The organism is Fructilactobacillus vespulae (assembly GCF_047324295.1).
Classification (GTDB): Bacteria; Bacillota; Bacilli; order Lactobacillales; family Lactobacillaceae; genus Fructilactobacillus; species Fructilactobacillus vespulae.
The window spans coordinates 429,969-449,064 of sequence record NZ_CP137138.1 but is presented as its reverse complement, the minus strand read 5'-3'; the positions used below and the strand labels follow the sequence as shown (position 1 = coordinate 449,064).

Below are 19,096 nucleotides of genomic sequence, written 5' to 3'. Positions count from 1 at the left end.
GTTGGATTATAGGTTAAGTTATTAAGGGCGCATGGTGAATGCCTTGGTACTAGGAGCCGATGAAGGACGGAACTAACACCGATATGCTTCGGGGAGCTGTACGTAAGCTTTGATCCGGAGATTTCCGAATGAGGAAACTCGATTAGTGTAATGACTAATCATTGCGTAGTGAATACATAGCTGCGTAAAGGCAAACGCGGGGAACTGAAACATCTAAGTACCCGCAGGAATATAAAGAAATTTCGATTCCCAAAGTAGCGGCGAGCGAACTGGGAATAGCCCAAACCGAACCCTTGTGGTTCGGGGTTGTAGGACTGAACATCTGAGTTACAAAAGTATTTGATAGTTGAAGTAGTTGGGAAGCTACACCAAAGAGAGTGATAGTCTCGTAAGCGAAATCGAATACCCTCAGTTCAGGATCCTGAGTACGGCGACACACGTGAAACGTCGTCGGAATCTGGGAGGACCATCTCCCAAGGCTAAATACTACCTAGTGACCGATAGTGAACCAGTACCGTGAGGGAAAGGTGAAAAGCACCCCGGAAGGGGAGTGAAATAGTTCCTGCAACCATGTGCCTACAAGCAGTCAGAGCCCGTTAATGGGTGATGGCGTGCCTCTTGTAGAATGAACCGGCGAGTTACAGTTGCATGCAAGGTTAAGCCGAAAACGCGGAGCCGTAGCGAAAGCGAGTCTTAAGAGGGCGAATTAGTATGTTGCCGTAGACCCGAAACCAGGTGATCTACCCATGTCCAGGATGAAAGTGCGGTAATACGCACCGGAGGTCCGAACCCGTGTACGTTGAAAAGTGCTGGGATGAGGTGTGGGTAGCGGTGAAATTCCAAACGAACTTGGAGATAGCTGGTTCTCTCCGAAATAGCTTTAGGGCTAGCCTCGGAATTAGAATCATGGAGGTAGAGCACTGTTTGAGCAAGGGGTCCATCTAGGATTACTAAGTTCAGATAAACTCCGAATACCATTGATTTATGTCCGGGAGTCAGACAATGAGTGATAAGATCCATTGTCGAAAGGGGAACAGCCCAGACCGCCAGTTAAGGTCCCTAAATATATGCTAAGTGGAAAAGGAGGTGGAGTTGCTTAGACAACTAGGATGTTGGCTCAGAAGCAGCCACCATTTAAAGAGTGCGTAATAGCTCACTAGTCGAGTGATTCTGCGCCGAAAATTTACCGGGGCTAAGCATATTACCGAGACTGCGGACGCAACTATGTTGCGTGATAGGAGAGCGTTCTAAGGGCAATGAAGGTAGACCGTAAGGACTATTGGAGCGCTTAGAAGTGAGAATGCCGGTATGAGTAGCGAAAGATCAGTGAGAATCTGATCCACCGTATGACTAAGGTTTCCTGGGGAAGGCTCGTCCACCCAGGGTTAGTCGGGACCTAAGCCGAGGCTGAGAAGCGTAGGCGATGGATAACAGGTTGAGATTCCTGTACTAGTTAATTATGTTTGAACAACGGAGGGACGCAGAAGGCTAAGGTATGCACACGGCTGGAAATGTGTGTTTAAATCGTAAGTCAGGAGAGGAGTTAAATGCTTCTTTCCGAGTTGACAAGCGATGATGAGGATCGAAATTTAAGTAGAGAAGTGCCTGATGTCACGCTGCCGAGAAAAGCTTCTAGTTAGTAATTAATTACCCGTACCGCAAACCGACACAGGTAGTCGAGGAGAGTATCCTCAGGTGAGCGAGAGAACTATCGTTAAGGAACTCGGCAAAATGACCCCGTAACTTCGGAAGAAGGGGTGCTGGCCGTAAGGTCAGCCGCAGTGAAAAGACTCAAACGACTGTTTATCAAAAACACAGGTTTATGCAAAATCGTAAGATGAAGTATATGGGCTGACGCCTGCCCGGTGCTGGAAGGTTAAGTGGAAATGTTAGCTTCGGCAAAGCATCGAAATGAAGCCCCAGTAAACGGCGGCCGTAACTATAACGGTCCTAAGGTAGCGAAATTCCTTGTCGGGTAAGTTCCGACCCGCACGAAAGGCGTAACGATTTGAGTACTGTCTCAACGATAGACTCGGTGAAATTAAGATACCTGTGAAGAAGCAGGTTACCCGCGACAGGACGGAAAGACCCCATGGAGCTTTACTGTAGCTTGATATTGGGTGTTTACATAACTTGTACAGCATAGGTAGGAGCCATTGAAACCGGAACGCTAGTTTCGGTGGAGGCATCATTGGGATACTACCCTTGTTATGTGAACACTCTAACCCTGTGCACTTATCGTGCACGGAGACAGTGTCTGGTTGGCAGTTTGACTGGGGCGGTCGCCTCCTAAATAGTAACGGAGGCGCTCAAAGGTTTGCTTAGAATGGTTGGAAATCATTCCTAAAGTGTAAAGGCAAAAGCAAGCTTGACTGCGAGACAAACAGGTCGAGCAGGGACGAAAGTCGGACTTAGTGATCCGGTGGTACCGTATGGAAGGGCCATCGCTCAACGGATAAAAGCTACCCTGGGGATAACAGGCTTATCTCCCCCAAGAGTTCACATCGACGGGGAGGTTTGGCACCTCGATGTCGGCTCATCGCATCCTGGGGCTGTAGTTGGTCCCAAGGGTTGGGCTGTTCGCCCATTAAAGCGGTACGCGAGCTGGGTTCAGAACGTCGTGAGACAGTTCGGTCCCTATCCGTCGCGGGCGCAGGAAATTTGAGTGGAGCTGTCCCTAGTACGAGAGGACCGGGATGGACATACCGCTGGTGTATCAGTTGCGCCGCCAGGCGCATTGCTGAGTAGCTATGTATGGATGAGATAAACGCTGAAAGCATCTAAGTGTGAAACTCGCCTCAAGATGAGATTTCCCATTCCTTTATGGAAGTAAGACTCCTGAAAGATGATCAGGTAGATAGGTTAGAAGTGGAAGAGTAGCGATACTTGAAGCGGACTAATACTAATCAGTCGAGGACTTAACCAAGTAGAATTAAGATATAATGGTAACTCGGAAAAGAAAAGATATTATCTAGTTTTGAGAGAACAAAGTTCTTTCAAACAAAATAGTGTGGTGGCGATAGCCTGAAGGATACACCTGTTCCCATGCCGAACACAGTAGTTAAGCTTCAGAACGCCAAAAGTAGTTGGGGGATCGCCCCCTGTGAGGATAGGAAGTTGCCACGCAAATTTAAAATCTCTAGCATTTCGGTGCTAGGGATTTTTTTGTTTAAATTCACTTTGTTAAGTTTATCTTAAAAGAGTATGATAAACATAAACTTATAAAAGTGAGGCTTATTTATTTATGGTTAAGAAGTTAAAATTAACTTTGGGCTGGCAAATTCTATTTGGTTTGTTTTTAGGAATTATTTTAGGAATGATTTTTTATCATAACCAAATGGCAATTACAGCAATGCAAAGTATTGGAACAATGTTTATTGGTTTGATTCAAATGATTGTTCTACCAATCGTGGTATCGTGTTTGACGGTTGGAATTGCAAGCATGGGAGATATACATAAAGTCGGTAGAATTGGAGGAAAAACCCTTCTATACTTTGAAATTATGACGACAATTGCCATTATTATTGGTTTAATTGTTGGAAATATTTTTCATCCAGGTTCATTTATCGATATTCATCAAATGCATTCTTCAATGGATATTAGTAAGTTTGTTTCAACTGCTAATCACTCAAAGGATACAACGATTTGGTCCACTTTAATTGGTTTAATTCCTACCAATGTTTTTGGTTCATTGAGTAAGGGAGATATGATGCCAGTTATTTTATTCTCTGTATTCTTTGGTTTGGGAATTTCAGCAATTGGTGAAAAGGGACAAGTTATTATTGATTTCATGGACGCAGTATCGCAAGTAATGTTTAAAATTACTAATTGGATTATGCATTTAGCTCCAATTGGAGTTTGTGCGCTAATTGGGGTAACTTTAGCGGAATTAGGGGTCAAGGTGCTGTTACCACTAAGTTATTTTGTTCTACTAGTTTATGGAACAATGATTTTCTTCGTGATTGTTATCATGGGAATTGTGGCAAGAATTTGTCACTTTAATTTGTTCAGTTTGTTATTGATTATTAAAAATGAAATTGTCTTAGCATTTTCGACAGCAAGTTCTGAAGCAGTTATGCCTAAGATGATTGAAAAAATGGATAAATTTGGAGTAAGCCCATCAATTGTATCCTTTGTTATTCCTACTGGATATACATTTAATTTAGATGGATCAGCAATTTATCAATCAATTGCAGCGTTATTCTTGGCGCAAGCTTATGGAATTCATTTGAGTATCGGACAACAAGTAACTCTAGTAGTAGTTTTAATGATTACATCAAAAGGAATGGCAGGGGTCCCAGGAGCATCCTTTGTGGTACTATTGGCAACTGTCTCAACAATTGGTGTTCCTATGTCAGGGTTAACCTTTATAGCCGGAATTGATCGATTCGTTGATATGGCAAGAACCGCAGTTAATGTGGTAGGTAACTCTTTAGCTACAGTAGTTATTGGAGTTTCTGAAAAGGAATTTGATCATGATAAAGCAGAAAAATATGTAAAACAAGTTAAAGCTGCTAAATAATATAAGTTAAAAAAGCCTATAAAAATTAGATTACTCTAGTTTTTATAGGCTTTTTGTATATTGATAACAATTAAACATTAATCATTATTTTATTAATAAATAATTAAATTTTGCAAAAATATTATTTATTGTTGTAAAATAAAGTAATGCAAAAATAATATTTGATTTTATTTTTGTAAAATTATTCAAAAAATAATATGTTTTTCAATAATTTATGAGATTAATCTCTTAAGTTAGATTATGTCTAACTTAAGGATTTCGTACTATTATTTTAGCTTTTTGTTTGGAGACTTAGTTCATACGATTACTTTTAGCTAATGACAAAAGCTAAGTAAGGTCATAGTATCCCAATACGCATCTAATTGCTGTAAACAATAGCTACATATTATTTTAAAGAAAGGAGAGATAATCATGCAATGCTGATACCACCACAAGTTAATTGCTTGTGATGGAAAGGGTCTTATTTCACCCGGAAAGTTAAGTAACAAAGCAATAGTAAAAATGTATAGTAAAGCTATACAACGCGTACATAAGGAGAAGCAAACATGGAAATGTCAAAAAATTTGAAGAAGAAATTATTAATAAGTGCTACAATTTTAGGCTTAGCTACTGTTAGTTTAACAACTATCTCTGTCAATGCTGCAACTAAGACTGATAGCAATGTATCAACTAGTAAGGTAACTAAATCAGAAACTGGAAATAAAGAAGTCGTAATTAAAACCGGAGACACGGTATCTAACTTCGCACAAGATTACAATACAACTGTCAAAGCAATTGCTGATGCTAATCACTTAGAAGATGCAAATGTTATCTTTGCAGGTAACAAATTAATTATTTCTGTTAATACTAGAGCAGAAGGTCAAAGTATCTATGACGGTTGGAATATCTCAAGTCAAGGTGCTGGAAATGTTCAAGCAGTTGCCGGATCAGTAACTCAATCAGCTTTTACTGATAAAGCTGTCAGCTCAGCTACTGGTGTCAATGAAAACGTTGCAACTCCACAAGGAAATGTTTTTAGCAAAGCAACTTCAACTCCTGCAAATGGTGGTTCAGCAACAACTGGTAATCAAGGTTCAGTAACACCAATAAACAGTGGTTCTGTATCAAACGGTAACCAGGGTTCTGTTGCACCTGCAAACGTTGGTTCAGCAACAACTGATAATCAAGGTTCAGTGGCACCAACAAACAGTGGTTCTGTATCAACTGGTAACCCAAGTTCAGTAGCACCTGCAAACGTTGGTTCAGCAACAACTGATAATCAAGGTTCAGTAACACCAACAAACAGTGGTTCTGTATCAACTGGTAACCCAAGTTCAGTAGCACCATCAAATGATGGAATCAAAACTCCTTCAAAGGGTGAAAACATCCCAACTGAAGCAGAAGCTCACAACCAAGGATTACCAAATCAAAATGGAACTGGTAACACTAACCCAACCAATCCTGCAACACCTGCTTTTGAAGCAAGTACCGAAGGCGTTAGAGCTGCCTTACAGGCTAAGGTAAGTGGACTAGGTTATCCAGAAGTACACAAAACATTTGGGGACGGAACCACTACTGGTTCATTTTCAGGTGAAATGACTAATGTGCCAAATGTAAGTTCAAATGAAGAAGTTGCTAACGAATTATGGAAAGACAGTAATGGTCCATTATTTGAGAATCAAAAAGATGTATTAGGATTAACATTACAAGATGTGAGTGCTAACACTGTAAATGGAAGAACATCAGCAAGTTTCACTGTTCAATACCAAGAAAAATAGCGAGCAATCGTTAAGGGATATGCAATTTACAAAGCAAATGGGCATTTAATAGGTTCGATTCCTGTTATCCCTGTTCAGTTAATAAATTTATTGAAATTAACGTTCTACATTGTTTAAATTAGAGGCTTAATTAAGCTAACCGCAGTTAATGTGGTAGGTAACTCTTTAGCTACAGTAGTTATTGGAGTTTCTGAAAAGGAATTTGATCATGATAAAGCAGAAAAATATGTAAAACAAGTTAAAGCAGCCAAATAACATAAATTAAAAATCCTATAAAAATTAGATTATTCTAGTTTTTGTAGGATTTTTACTTATTTTTATGATTTTAAAATTAATTATTAAGAAAAGTGAAAATATGGTAAAAGTAATTTTAGTGTTGTAAAATAAAGTAATACAAAAATGATATCTAGTTTTATTTTTGTAAATAATTATTTAGGAGAAATAATATGTTTTACAATAAAAGAGAATTTGATAAAACTAATGATAAAAAAGTAATGAGAAAAGTTAAGAAACAGTGGGTGATAGTCTCATTAGCTACTTTTATGTTTGTTGGTGGATCGTATAGCTTAACTAACAACAACGTATTGGCTAGTGACAATGTTACTAGTAACCAAACTACGACTAAAACTGATCCAAATTCAACTAGCGATAATAGCCAAAGTAAGGCAAATGATGATTTACATACACAAACCAGCACCACATCAGCAAATGAACAACCAGTAGTAACCACTGGACAATCTGATTTACATAGCACAGCAAATAGCCAAGCAAATCAAATCCCAAGTAGTTCTACAACTTCTCAAAGTATTACACAATCAACAGCTGTAAAGGCAGAAAAAGAATCTGCTGCACCAGCTGCAGTTTCTAGTGCACAACCACAACAGATTACTTTAAGAAGTGATAATCCTGAAGAACAAACAAGTCAGCCAGCTCAAGGCAACCAAACGAACGAAACAGTTGATCCAAATGGACAAAAAGAAATCGTGCAAAACGATACTAATCCACAAGCTCAAGCTGCTAACATTCAAATAACTAAAAATAATGATAGCAAGGAAAGTTTATCTGAAAATACTAGCAATCCCAACCAAGTCTATGTTACTGACTTTTTAAGAACTGGATTAAAGGGAGAGTTTACTGTTTCAGGAAGTGAGTTGAAAAAAGGTAACACAATTACACTTGGATATGTATCAATTGAAAAAGATGCCAACGGTGCGTTTACTAACATCTACAAACAAGGTTCAGATATTGATGTTTTCAATGATCAACATATTAATTATGGGAAAATTCAATATGATGGTGGAAATGGAATCGGCGGTAAAATTCTTTTCAAAGTAGCTGATAATATTCAAGAGCCATCAGATCCAAATCAACAATCACAATTTAACTTTAGTTCATCATGGTTCTTTACCATTAATATTGTTAATAAAAATATTCAAGCAAACAACTATGGAAATACGCCCTTCACTAATGAGATTAAAATTAATGACGTTAAAAACCCCAATCAAGTAACATCACATGCTTACCCAATTAAGTTCACTAAGCCCGATATTAAATTAATTAATGCTGAGTTTGTTGAACCAGATGGTCTAAATGCTGATAGAACGGTTGGGGCACAGGACAGTAGTGTGATCTTAAGGGAATACCTAAATCATACCGTTATTACTAATGATGTGGTTTTAAAGGATTTACAAAAATCTCATGGTCAAACGGGGAACGTTGATTTAACTAGTCCAGTAATTAGTTATGAAAGAATTAAAGCGGATCAACCATTTACAATTTCAAAGGGAATTTCCGGAATTGTTACCTTATATGTAGATCCAACCAGTAACCAAATTCAAGCCGATAATACTTATAGATTTAAAAATACGCATTATGGTGATGAATATGCTAAACAGTTTGAACTAACGGTTAATAATGCTGGAGATGGATTGACTCTTGATCAACTAAAGACAAAGGCACAACAAACCGGATTATACTACTCTAAACAAGATGACGGATCTGTATTGGTAATCAAATACATTTCTAAGGATCAACTAAACCTTAACGCTGATGAAATTAAAGAAGGAGTTTCTTCAGATAGATTTAGTATTATGGATGACTCTAAAAATTCGGAAGCTTCTAAGAATGCTACCATTGATTTCTATAAACATGCCATCCAAAACAACGGTGGAGCCGGACAGGTTCAAACTGGAACAATTCTAACTTTTAGCGATAATACAATTTTATCAACGGCCACGGTTGATCAGTTAGATAGTAATGGAAACGTCATTAAAACTGCGCAAACCACTACATTACCTAACAAGTCAAATGGGGAAGGAAATAGTGCAGTTCAAGTAAACTTTGTTGATGAAGACGGAAATATTATTGCTAAATCACAAATCAAGTGGGGCTGGAATACAGATACATTAACAATTTCACCAGCTAATGTTCCTGGATACAGTCTAGATACAACTGCTACTCAACTTCCAAGTTCAATCGTAACAGCGGGTAGTGTAGAGGTTGCAACTAGTGATAAAAGTGTTACTTATCCGGGTAACGGTCAAACTAAAAACTATTACTATGTTTATAAAGCGAATACACAAACTGCCAAGGTTAACTACTATGATGAAGATAATCAAAACAGTCTAATTACTAGTGCTGATATTTATGGTAAAAAGGGCGAAAAATCAAGTTATCGGACTACTGATGAGATTAGTAGTTTAGAAAAACAAGGATATGTTCTATCTAGAAACGAATATCCAACTGATGGTTATGTATTTACTGATGCTGCCAATCAAACTGTCTCAGTATATTTGAAACATGGTAAGAAAACCTTTACACCAAATGAACCAGGAACCCCAGGTCAACCATTAGATCCAAACGGTAACCACAACTACCCATCCACTGATGAGGCGAAAACTACTAAGAGCGTAACGAGAACGATTAACTACAAGTACGCTAAAGATCAAAGTCAAGCAGCACCAAGTGCAGAACAAACGGTAACCTTTGGTCGGGAAGTCACGTTTGATTTGGTAACTGGCAAGATTACTAATACAACTCCATGGACCTCAACAAATGCTAACTTTGCCGAAGTAACCTCACCAGCAATCACTGGATATACAGCTGATAAGTCTAAGGTAGCAACTCAAGCAGTTACAGCTGATGCACAAAATGAAACGGTAGATGTTCTTTACAATGCGGATGCTAAAGCAGTTGATATCCAATACTTGGACGAAGACAACAACATGGCAGTAATTAAAACTGATCATGTAGCCGGTAAATTTGGAGAAACAGCAAATTATTCAACTAGCAATGAAATCAATAAGCTCAAAGCTGATGGCTATGAATTAGTAAAAGATAACTACCCAGCTAATGGTTATGTCTTTGCTAATGAAAACAACACGATCACGGTTATTTTGAAACACGGTACAAAGATCTTTACACCAAATGAACCAGGTACACCAGGACAACCATTAGATCCAAACGGTAATCACAACTATCCCGCAACTGATGCTGCTAAGACAACTAAGAGCGTAACGAGAACAATTAATTACAAGTACGCTAAAGATCAAAGTCAAGCAGCTCCAAGTACAGAACAAACGGTAACCTTTGGTCGGGAAGTAACGTTTGATCTAGTAACTGGAAAGATTACTAATACAACTCCATGGACCTCAACAAATGCTAACTTTGCCGAAGTAACCTCACCAGCAATCACTGGATATACAGCTGATAAGGCTAAGGTAGCAACTCAAGCAGTTACAGCTGATGCACAAAATGAAACGGTAGACGTACTTTACAATGCGGATGCTAAAGCAGTTGATATCCAATACTTGGACGAAGACAACGACATGGCAGTAATTAAAACTGATCATGTAGCCGGTAAATTTGGAGAAACAGCAAATTATTCAACTACTAATGAAATCAATAAGCTCAAAGCTGATGGCTATGAATTAGTAAAAGATAACTACCCAGCTAATGGTTATGTCTTTGCCAACGAAAACAACACCATTACGGTTATTTTTAAACATAAACAAAAAGTAACTCCTGAAACTCCAAAAACTCCAGAAAAACCAGTAACACCAGAAGTACCAGTAACACCAGAAGTACCAGAAACACCTAAATCACCAGCAGAACCAGTAAGTCCAAAAGAAACAACAACTTCTAACCAGCAAGAAACTCCTAAATCTAAACAAACTAATGGTTCCACTGAAACTCCAGTTAAAACATTAGTTGAAAATAAGGGGATTAAAACGGAAAAATCAGAAGAAATTAAGAAAGCTGATAATTCTAATGGTAAGAAGACGTTGCCACAAACAGGACAAACTAATAACAGTATTTTAGGATTGCTAGGTTTAGTTTTAGTTTCACTATTTGGTCTTTTGGGATTCAAAGGACTTAAAAATAAAAAATAGGTATGTTTAAATACCAAAAACAGCAATAATCAATTTGATTATTGCTGTTTTTATTTGTAATTTTTTTATTTTATTAGTAGATTACAGGTTTGATTATTTAAAATAAAATGATGATAATTCCCGGCAATACGGGTATACATCAATATAGTTAAGATTTTATAAAGATTGTGAATTAGATGAAACCGTTTGCAAAAGTGTATTGCAATCGATTTAAACTTGGTGTAATCTTAAAGTGGACAATAAGCATTACACAATTATACATACATATATTTAGCTGTGGACGGTTTATATCTAAATTAAATTTATAGGAGTATACGAAATGAGAGCAAACGTTTTCTTCATTTTTATATTTGGGGCCCTGGGTGGTCTATTGTTTGGATTTGACACAGGTATTATTTCTGGTGCATCTCCACTGATTGAACAAAATTTTCAATTATCAGTTGAGCAAACCGGATTTATTACTTCTTCAGTTTTAATTGGTTCTACTATCGGTGCCTTTGCCGTAGGACCACTATCTGACCGCTTTGGTCGGAAAAAGTTATTAATTGTATCCGCTATTTTCTTCATTGCCGGATCATTATTAACTGCAATTGCTGTTGGATTCGTTTCAATGGTTTTTGCAAGAATCGTTTTAGGTTTAGCTGTTGGAGCTGCTTCAGCTTTAACTCCTGCTTACCTTGCAGAATTAGCACCTGCTGAACACCGTGGATCATTAGGAACCATGTTCCAATTAATGATTACTGCTGGTATTTTGTTAGCTTACGTTTCCAACTTAGCTTTCTTGAACCACAACTTATTAGGGGTTCGTGACTGGCGTTGGATGTTAGCATCTGCTCTTATTCCTGCTATATTATTATTTGTCGGTGGTTTGGTATTACCAGAATCACCACGTTACCTCTTTGCTAGAGGTGACCATGAAGATGCACGTAAAGTTTTAGTTCGTCTTCGTCAAGATAAACCAGAAGATGTTGATATTGAGTTAAAAGAAATGAAAGAAATTGAAAACCAACCAAAAGGTGGGTTGAAAGATCTTCTAACCGTTGCTAAACCAGCTGTGATTGTTGCCGTTGGGATTATGTTCTTCCAACAATTAGTTGGAATTAACTCAGTTATTTACTTCTTACCACAGGTATTTATTAAAGGATTTGGTTTTGACCCTAGTCAAGCCATCTGGATTTCAATCGGTATCGGAATTGTTAACTTCGTTGTTACTATTCTTGCAACCATGATTATGGATAAGTTCAACCGTCGTGTTCTATTGATGTTTGGATCAGTAGTTATGACTGCTGCCCTAGGAATCTTAACAATTCTAAACTACACATTAAGCGTGCAACAAGCTGCTATCCCAACTATGTTATTAATCGCTACTTACATCTTCGGATTTGCGATTTCATGGGGTCCAATTGCTTGGTTACTAATCGGTGAAATCTTCCCAGTTTCAGTTCGTGGAGTTGGTTCATCAATCGGTTCTGCTGCTAACTGGATTGGAAACTTCGTTGTTTCACAATTCTTCCTAGTATTATTAGCCGTATTTAACAACAACGTTGGGGGACCTTTCGGAATCTTCGCAATCTTCTCCTTCCTATCATTCTTCTTCGTTAAATACCTTGTACCAGAAACTCGTGGTAAATCACTAGAAGAAATCGAAATGGAATTACGTAAACAAAAATAATTAACTTAGAAAAGCTTAGTGATTCAATCGCTGAGCTTTTTTGTTATGATTAGGGAAAAAGGAGACGATTATAATGATCAAAATCAATGTAATTTTAGGAAGTTCACGACCTGCGTCTTTAGGTCGAGGTTTATTTAAATATTTGAAACAACGACAAGATCAATTTGCGGCAGCGGGGAAGGTTTCCATTAATTTTATGGATTTGGCGGATTATCAATTACCGTTTTTCTATGAAGATGTTCCTCCAATGGCAAATAAAGGAGATCGACACTTAGCTGCTAATGAACAGCAATTTGTAACGGAGATGGGGGAAGCGGATGGTTATCTAATTATTGTGCCGGAATACAACCATGCGATTCCAGCAGTTTTAAAAAATGCGTTGGACTTTCTCGCTTTTGAAGGACGTAATAAGCCCGTTAAAGTTTTAACCTATGCTACTAGTAGTCGTGGGGGACAGTTTGCATTCTTAGCGTTATTGCCCGTTTTAGCACAACTAGGGATGTTTACCTTACCTAAACCTATGGTAGTTACTAATATCAATCAAAACTTCACCTTGGAAGGTGATTTGAAATCAGATGCACCTTCTGCTGATTTTTATGCTAAGCGATTACAACAAGTTTTTTCTGAATTAGGCTTCTATAGTGATCTATTTAAAAATAATCCTTATCAGCATTAAAAATAAATATATGGTTAAATAATTTACTTTTGTTGGTATTTGTGGTTTAATTATCCTAACAAATAGTAAGAAAGGAAAAGACAAATGATTAGCATTAACTTAAATTATCAAAATAACTGTTGCTGTACTTGTTACATGTAATTACTAACACGCGTAAATAGATACGGGTGTTAGTTCGCCTGTATCTAAGTAGAGTTCAGTTTTGATGATCTAATTAGATACTGTCACAGTTAATCTAATTGGACCTTTCATTTTGATAGTTTGTCTTTTCGCCCAAATCGAAAATCACAAATAGACCAATTAGATTAACTAAATCTAATTGGTCTATTTTATTTTAGGGGAGAAAAAAGATGAAGTTTAATACTAAGTTAATCCATGGTGGAATTAGTGAAGATAGGAATACAGGAGCCGTATCAATGCCAATTTATAAGGCTAGTACGTTTCACCAAAAGGAATTAGGTAAACCCGGCTGGGAATATTCTAGAACGGGAAATCCTACCAGACAGGCGCTAGAGGAATTAATGGCTGATTTAAGTGATGGAGTTGCTGGATTTGCATTTAGTTCTGGATCTGCAGCCATCCACGTGGTTCTTTCACTATTCTCTGCAGGAGATCATATCGTGGTGGGAAACGATATTTACGGGGGAACTTTTCGTTTGATCAATCAAGTGATGAAACGGTTTGGAGTGGAATTTACCACCGTTGATACTACTGATTTAGCAGCAGTTGAAGCCGCCTTTCAAAGTAATACCAAAGCCCTTTACTTAGAAACACCCACTAATCCGCTATTGCGAGTTTCAGACATTGAAGCATTAAGCAAAATCGCTAAACAACACGGAGCACATGTGATTGTTGATAATACGTTTGCGACTCCTTACCTCCAAAAGCCATTAGATTTAGGTGCAGATATCGTAGTTTCTTCTGCTACTAAATATTTAGGGGGACACAGTGATTTGATTGCAGGAATTGCAGTTACCAATGACAAAGAATTGGCAGAACAAATCGGCTTTTTGCAAAACTCAATCGGAAGTGTTTTAGATCCAGAGGATGCTTGGTTATTACAACGTGGAATTAAAACTTTAGGGGCACGAATGCGGGTTCACGAAGAAAATACGCAGGCTTTATTTAAAGTTTTGAAAGATGATCAACACGTTGCGAAAATCTATTATCCGGGTGATCCTGCTAGTTCAAGCTACGAACTAGCAAAGAGACAGATGCGTGGTTTTGGGGCAATGATTTCATTTGAATTGAAACCAGAATATTCACCAAAGCAGTTTATTGAACAGTTAAAGGTCATTAGTTTAGCGGAAAGTCTAGGTGGAGTGGAAAGTCTAATTGAAGTTCCCGCCATTATGACCCATGGATCCATTCCAAGGGCAGAGCGGATTAAAGATGGGATTCAAGATAATTTAATTCGGATGTCTGTTGGAATTGAGGATCAAGAAGATTTAGTAACAGAATTACAAAACGCTTTAAATAATTTAGTGGAGGCTTAAATCATGAAGTGGAAAAAATGGATCTTTTTAGTAGCAACTGGTTTATTGGTATTAGGATTAGCGGGATGTGGTAAAGCAGAAAAGGTAACCCAACATTCTGGCAAACTAACAATTGGATTAGAAGGAACCTATGCACCATTTGGATATCGAGATAAAACGGGAAATTTAACTGGATATGATGTGGAAGTTTCTAAAGCAATTGCGAAAAAGATGGGTTTAAAGCCTGAATTTAAACCAACTGGTTGGGATTCTTTAATTGCTGGGTTAAATAGCAATACTTATGATGTGGTTTTCAATAACATGGCGGTAACAAAGGAAAGAAAACAAAAGTTCAGAATGGCTGATCCTTACGTTTACTCTAAAGCAGTTATTATTACTAAAGACAACTCTGATATTAAAACGGTAGATGACATCAAAGGAAAACGCTTTGGTGAAGGAACTGGAACTGATAACTGGAAGATTGCCGAAAAATATGGTGCTAAGGTATTTTCAGGACCTCAGTTTGAAACAGCAATGGAAATGATTCAACAAGGAAGAATGGATGGTGCAATTAATGCTGAGCCAGCCTTCAATGCTTGGGCTAAGTCACATCCTAACTCTGGCTTAACTGCCCACGTAATTCCGAGCGATAAGGTGGAAGAAGAAGCAATTGCACCTCTAATGAACAAAAATTCAGCTGAGTTAAATAAGAAGATGAACAAAGCAATTAAAGAACTAAGAAAAGATGGAACGTTGAAACGACTTTCCGTTAAGTACTTTGGTTCAGATATCACTAATAGATAAATTAAAAATCGCTCCACCAGTTGAAGTGCCACATAATTGTTGAATAAAAAATAATAATTATGGAGGCACTTTTTTATGTCTAATTATATTGAAGATTTCAAGATGTCAGTTGTTAAAGAATATAACGAGGAGGAATTTCTTACAAAAATTTATCTAATAAGTATGGCATTGATCCAACCAGTATTAGAGAATGGTTTGTTCAGTATAATCAAAATAAGATTATTAATATAAGGACTAATCATAGAAATAAAACTTACTCATTAGATTTTAAGTTAACTGTGGTAGACTACTATATTACTAATAACGTTGGAATAAGACTTGTTGCAGCTAAATTTAACATTTTGCTCCTGCTTAAAATAACTTAAATCTTAAAGTTAAATAAGTATCAATTGCAATAAACATATAAGTTTCTGACATACGAATTTTCAATTAATAAAAAACATCTTTCAAAAATTTTGAGAGATGTTTTTGTTACTTTTATTAAATAGTAAAGCAGTTGTATTTTTATTGATTTAAAAATGATTTCTGAAATTATCAAATTTATTTTTTAATCTATCGTTAAATTTTCTTGGAATTTTCCAATTTTTTTATCAAAATACATTTTAATGATTATCATTATATTTAATAAAATAATTATTGAAATCATAACGATAGAATCATGCATGATACTTTCACCAATGGAAATGGTTTCTTTCAAAGCATGAATACCATAGGTCATGGGTAAAAATGGATTGGTTACTTTAGTAAATGTATTCGCAGTTTCAATTGGATATACTCCTCCTGATCCACCAAGTTGCAATATTAATAATATTGTTACCAAATATTTACCAAAAGCTCCTAATATAACATTTAAAGCAAAAACACATGACATAAATGTTAAACCAGTTAGAAACATAATCATTGCAGTTTTAATTGGATCAATTGCCGTAAGTCCAAGTCCATTAAAAATTACAATTGATATAAATAAAGACTGCAATCCTGTTACAACAAATAAGACACTTGCTTTACTAAACCACCAACTAATTGCAGATTGAGGTTTCTTTTTAGGTTTGAACATATCATACATAAAACTCATAGAAATACATCCAACATATAATCCAATTGAAATAGCAAAAGGTGCCATACCTATACCATTGAATTTTGTTTTAGATATATCGTTCTTTTCAATTTCAATTGGTTGAGAAATTAGTTTTGCATTATGATCATCTTTCATTCCCATATTTCTCAAAATATTTGTTAAATATTCAGTAGTAATTTGGTTAGAAATACTATTTTTTATTTCGTTAATTGTTCCCCTAGAAACTTGGCTAGCAAAAAAGTTTAATCCTGTATTTGTTTTATATATTAATTTAGATTGTTTAGGATTTTTTGTTAGTAACGTGGTGGAATTTTTTGAAAAGTTTTCTGGAATTTCAATCACCATGTAATAATTACCTTTTTTTAATCCATCGTTAGCTTTCTTTTGATTAACGAAATCATACCTTAGTGTGTTGGTCTTTTTTAATCCACTACTTAATTTATCACCAAGATTAACATTATTACCATTAAAATTAATTGTTCTATCTTTATTTACAACAGCAACAGGAATTTGGTTTTCATGCCCATAAGTATCCCACATTGAAGATAAATAAACACCGGCATATATCGCTGGAATAAAAGCAATACAAATAAAAACAATCAATATTTTGGGCTTTCTTAATATCTCAGTCCATTCTTTTTTAAACATAACGATAACCTCTTTCATTATTTATATCAACACAATTTATATTAACATCGTTAATATAAACGTAATGCACTTATTTGTCAATAAAAAAAGATAAATCTTAAAGATTTATCTTTTTAATTTTTGATATAAAATATCATATTCATTTTTGAATTTAGATTCAGGGTTTAATAGAGTATTTCCTTTACTTAAATAAAATAATAAATTTTCACCAATATCAATAATATTAGTAATATCTTCATTACCTGTAAAAGTCATAACCATTAGATAAATATTAAACATTTTGTATTGTTGTAATTTTTGAACATCTTTTTCATTAATATTTTCTGTTTTTATTAGATAAAATAAATTATCCGATAGTTTTAAAATTGATCTGATGGCATTATTTTTTGATTTACGTTTTTGCAGATGATTTTTGTAAAAAGTAAAAAATAACGTAGTTAAGACTGCTGTAAAAGTAGCTAAGCCGTTTACCCAATCTGCTAATGATCCTATTTCCATATATATTCCTAACTATTTTTCACTAAGTTTTTTAATATATTCTTGCAATGTTTCAATCTCAACCATATATTGATTAATTCCCACTTTAAATGAAATTTCTTGAGTCAAACTCATATTATTCCATTTATTTAAATTGTTTTTCAACTGATCAATTAGTTTCTTTTTATCTTCTATTTCACAGTTAATTAAATTAATTACTTTTTTATTATCAAAGTGTTCTCCGAAATACATACGCATTAAAAAATCAGATCTTCTTACTTCTGGAAATAATTTTGTGTTAAGGGAATTTATAAATTCTTTCTTTCCATCTTCGGTTAGTATATATACATTTTTATTAGGTCTACCTTCTTGGACAACAACTTTTTTTTCAACCAAACCTTTATCAGATAATTTTCGTAATGTGGGATATATCATACCAAATGATGCATCATAAAAATGGCTAAATATTTGTTTAAATATTTCGTTTATTTCATATCCTGTAAGGTTTTTTTCGTACAAAAGTCCTAGAATTATATCTTTATTTTTCATCTTTTTTCTCCTAATTAATTTTTAATATTAACATATAAGATAATTGTTAATATTAATGACATTAATATAATTATATACGAAGTAATAAATGTCAATGTAATTATTTGCTTATAAAAAATATAGTATTTTTATAATTTATAGTGCTGCTGTAATAGTATTATATGTGTGCAATAATATTATGCAAAAAGAAAAAATATATTCACAATAAAGAAATTATTTATACAGGGATAGTAATTAAGTTTAGGTAAATTTAAATGAATAAAAAGAGTTTAAAATTAAATAAATCATTAAATAAGTTTTATTTGATATGGGTATTATGGATACCATTTGGATTGATGCTATCTTTTAGTTCATTTGTTTTGCTTGATTATGTTAGTGGAAAAGAGCCAATAATTAACTATAAAAATGATGATGTTGAGTCTTACCGCTTGGCTGTTGAAAATAATTATAGGTATAAAGTTGATTCTTATCCTGAAGATTACTTTAGAGCGAGTTACTTAAAACCAGGTGAATATTCAAAAGAGCCATCTACTTTTGTTAAAACATTAACTAAAAAAGAGGTTAAAAATTTAGCACCAGAAAATAAAATATCTGTTACTGATCACCATATCGCTAGAGGATCAATTGCTGTGGTTATAAGATCAACTCTTGGTAAAAGAATAGGTAAATTAGTTTCTGATAAACAATATGAACAAAAGAAAAAGAAAATGCATCCAATATTATACTGGCTGCGTAATCATCTATTAAATTTATGGGTAATTTCATTTTTTGCAATGATTCCTTTTTCAATTATTGTAAATTTATGTGGAAGAAATAAAAAAATATAAAATAACAGGTATATTTTATAAATGCATAAGGATTCTTAAGTTATTTATTTAGAATCAATTAATAGACAAAAAAAGCAAAAATACACCTCCGTTTTTAGCAGTTGATATGCTAAAAACGTTGGTGTATTTTTTGATTAAATTTAGTTATAAAAATTAGACGAATAATCTAATTTTTTATGATATCCAGTAAATTGACTTTTTTATTCAGATTACAAACGAG

The 19,096-nt window shown here is 35.2% G+C and carries 11 protein-coding genes and 2 rRNA genes; 10 read left to right on the top strand and 3 right to left on the bottom strand.

Translation table 11 applies throughout. From position 1 onward, the window contains the following. The first annotated feature begins 11 nt into the window (after positions 1 to 11). The 9 genes from R4B61_RS02120 (at position 12) to R4B61_RS02080 (ending at position 15,297) form a co-directional block, all read left to right on the top strand. Positions 12 to 2,926, top strand: a 23S ribosomal RNA gene (locus tag R4B61_RS02120). Between the two features lie 83 nt (positions 2,927 to 3,009). After that, positions 3,010 to 3,126, top strand: a 5S ribosomal RNA gene (rrf, locus tag R4B61_RS02115). A gap of 118 nt (positions 3,127 to 3,244) precedes the next feature. Further along, positions 3,245 to 4,522 carry a cation:dicarboxylate symporter family transporter gene (locus tag R4B61_RS02110; protein ID WP_413628001.1) on the top strand — a complete coding sequence of 426 codons (1,278 nt, stop codon included), beginning with the start codon at positions 3,245 to 3,247 and terminating at the stop codon, positions 4,520 to 4,522. 545 nt (positions 4,523 to 5,067) lie between these two features. Next, positions 5,068 to 6,279: a LysM peptidoglycan-binding domain-containing protein gene (locus tag R4B61_RS02105; protein WP_413628000.1), complete on the top strand. Its 1,212-nt coding sequence runs from the start codon at positions 5,068 to 5,070 to the stop codon at positions 6,277 to 6,279. A gap of 446 nt (positions 6,280 to 6,725) precedes the next feature. Continuing rightward, positions 6,726 to 10,670 (top strand): mucin-binding protein, encoded by a 3,945-nt coding sequence (locus R4B61_RS02100; RefSeq protein WP_413627999.1) that lies wholly within the window; start codon positions 6,726 to 6,728, stop codon positions 10,668 to 10,670. A gap of 319 nt (positions 10,671 to 10,989) precedes the next feature. Beyond that, positions 10,990 to 12,342, top strand: coding sequence for a sugar porter family MFS transporter (locus tag R4B61_RS02095; protein ID WP_413627998.1), 1,353 nt, complete (start codon positions 10,990 to 10,992; stop codon positions 12,340 to 12,342). A 73-nt stretch (positions 12,343 to 12,415) separates the two neighbouring features. Next, a complete protein-coding gene (locus R4B61_RS02090; RefSeq protein WP_413627997.1) occupies positions 12,416 to 13,018 on the top strand; it encodes an NADPH-dependent FMN reductase in 603 nt (200 codons plus the stop codon). Positions 13,019 to 13,368: 350 nt separating this feature from the next. Next, a complete protein-coding gene (locus tag R4B61_RS02085) occupies positions 13,369 to 14,514 on the top strand; it encodes a trans-sulfuration enzyme family protein (RefSeq protein ID WP_413627996.1) in 1,146 nt (381 codons plus the stop codon). 3 nt (positions 14,515 to 14,517) lie between these two features. After that, a complete protein-coding gene (locus tag R4B61_RS02080; RefSeq protein WP_413627995.1) occupies positions 14,518 to 15,297 on the top strand; it encodes a transporter substrate-binding domain-containing protein in 780 nt (259 codons plus the stop codon). Between the two features lie 547 nt (positions 15,298 to 15,844). Here R4B61_RS02080 and R4B61_RS02075 read toward each other — a convergent pair. The 3 genes from R4B61_RS02075 to R4B61_RS02065 all read right to left on the bottom strand — a co-directional run bounded on the left by R4B61_RS02075 (position 15,845) and on the right by R4B61_RS02065 (position 18,049). After that, complete coding sequence (locus R4B61_RS02075; protein WP_413627994.1) at positions 15,845 to 17,023, bottom strand: YhgE/Pip domain-containing protein; 1,179 nt, start codon at positions 17,021 to 17,023, stop codon at positions 15,845 to 15,847. A gap of 105 nt (positions 17,024 to 17,128) precedes the next feature. Next, positions 17,129 to 17,521, bottom strand: coding sequence for a hypothetical protein (locus R4B61_RS02070; protein ID WP_413627993.1), 393 nt, complete (start codon positions 17,519 to 17,521; stop codon positions 17,129 to 17,131). 12 nt (positions 17,522 to 17,533) lie between these two features. Next, positions 17,534 to 18,049, bottom strand: coding sequence for a PadR family transcriptional regulator (locus tag R4B61_RS02065; RefSeq protein ID WP_413627992.1), 516 nt, complete (start codon positions 18,047 to 18,049; stop codon positions 17,534 to 17,536). Positions 18,050 to 18,303: 254 nt separating this feature from the next. Here R4B61_RS02065 and R4B61_RS02060 point away from each other — a divergent pair, with 254 nt between their 5' ends. Beyond that, on the top strand, positions 18,304 to 18,876 hold the full coding sequence (locus R4B61_RS02060; RefSeq protein ID WP_413627991.1) for a hypothetical protein: 573 nt from the start codon (positions 18,304 to 18,306) through the stop codon (positions 18,874 to 18,876). Positions 18,877 to 19,096 lie beyond the last annotated feature (220 nt).

What these genes read in the sequence shown, in the direction of transcription:
- R4B61_RS02110 (WP_413628001.1), top strand. Translation starts at nt 3,245, where the DNA reads ATGGTTAAGAAGTTAAAATTAACTTTGGGCTGGCAAATTCTATTTGGT.
- R4B61_RS02105 (WP_413628000.1), top strand. Translation starts at nt 5,068, where the DNA reads ATGGAAATGTCAAAAAATTTGAAGAAGAAATTATTAATAAGTGCTACA.
- R4B61_RS02100 (WP_413627999.1), top strand. Translation starts at nt 6,726, where the DNA reads ATGTTTTACAATAAAAGAGAATTTGATAAAACTAATGATAAAAAAGTA.
- R4B61_RS02095 (WP_413627998.1), top strand. Translation starts at nt 10,990, where the DNA reads ATGAGAGCAAACGTTTTCTTCATTTTTATATTTGGGGCCCTGGGTGGT.
- R4B61_RS02090 (WP_413627997.1), top strand. Translation starts at nt 12,416, where the DNA reads ATGATCAAAATCAATGTAATTTTAGGAAGTTCACGACCTGCGTCTTTA.
- R4B61_RS02085 (WP_413627996.1), top strand. Translation starts at nt 13,369, where the DNA reads ATGAAGTTTAATACTAAGTTAATCCATGGTGGAATTAGTGAAGATAGG.
- R4B61_RS02080 (WP_413627995.1), top strand. Translation starts at nt 14,518, where the DNA reads ATGAAGTGGAAAAAATGGATCTTTTTAGTAGCAACTGGTTTATTGGTA.
- R4B61_RS02075 (WP_413627994.1), bottom strand. Translation starts at nt 17,023, where the DNA reads ATGTTTAAAAAAGAATGGACTGAGATATTAAGAAAGCCCAAAATATTG.
- R4B61_RS02070 (WP_413627993.1), bottom strand. Translation starts at nt 17,521, where the DNA reads ATGGAAATAGGATCATTAGCAGATTGGGTAAACGGCTTAGCTACTTTT.
- R4B61_RS02065 (WP_413627992.1), bottom strand. Translation starts at nt 18,049, where the DNA reads ATGAAAAATAAAGATATAATTCTAGGACTTTTGTACGAAAAAAACCTT.
- R4B61_RS02060 (WP_413627991.1), top strand. Translation starts at nt 18,304, where the DNA reads ATGAATAAAAAGAGTTTAAAATTAAATAAATCATTAAATAAGTTTTAT.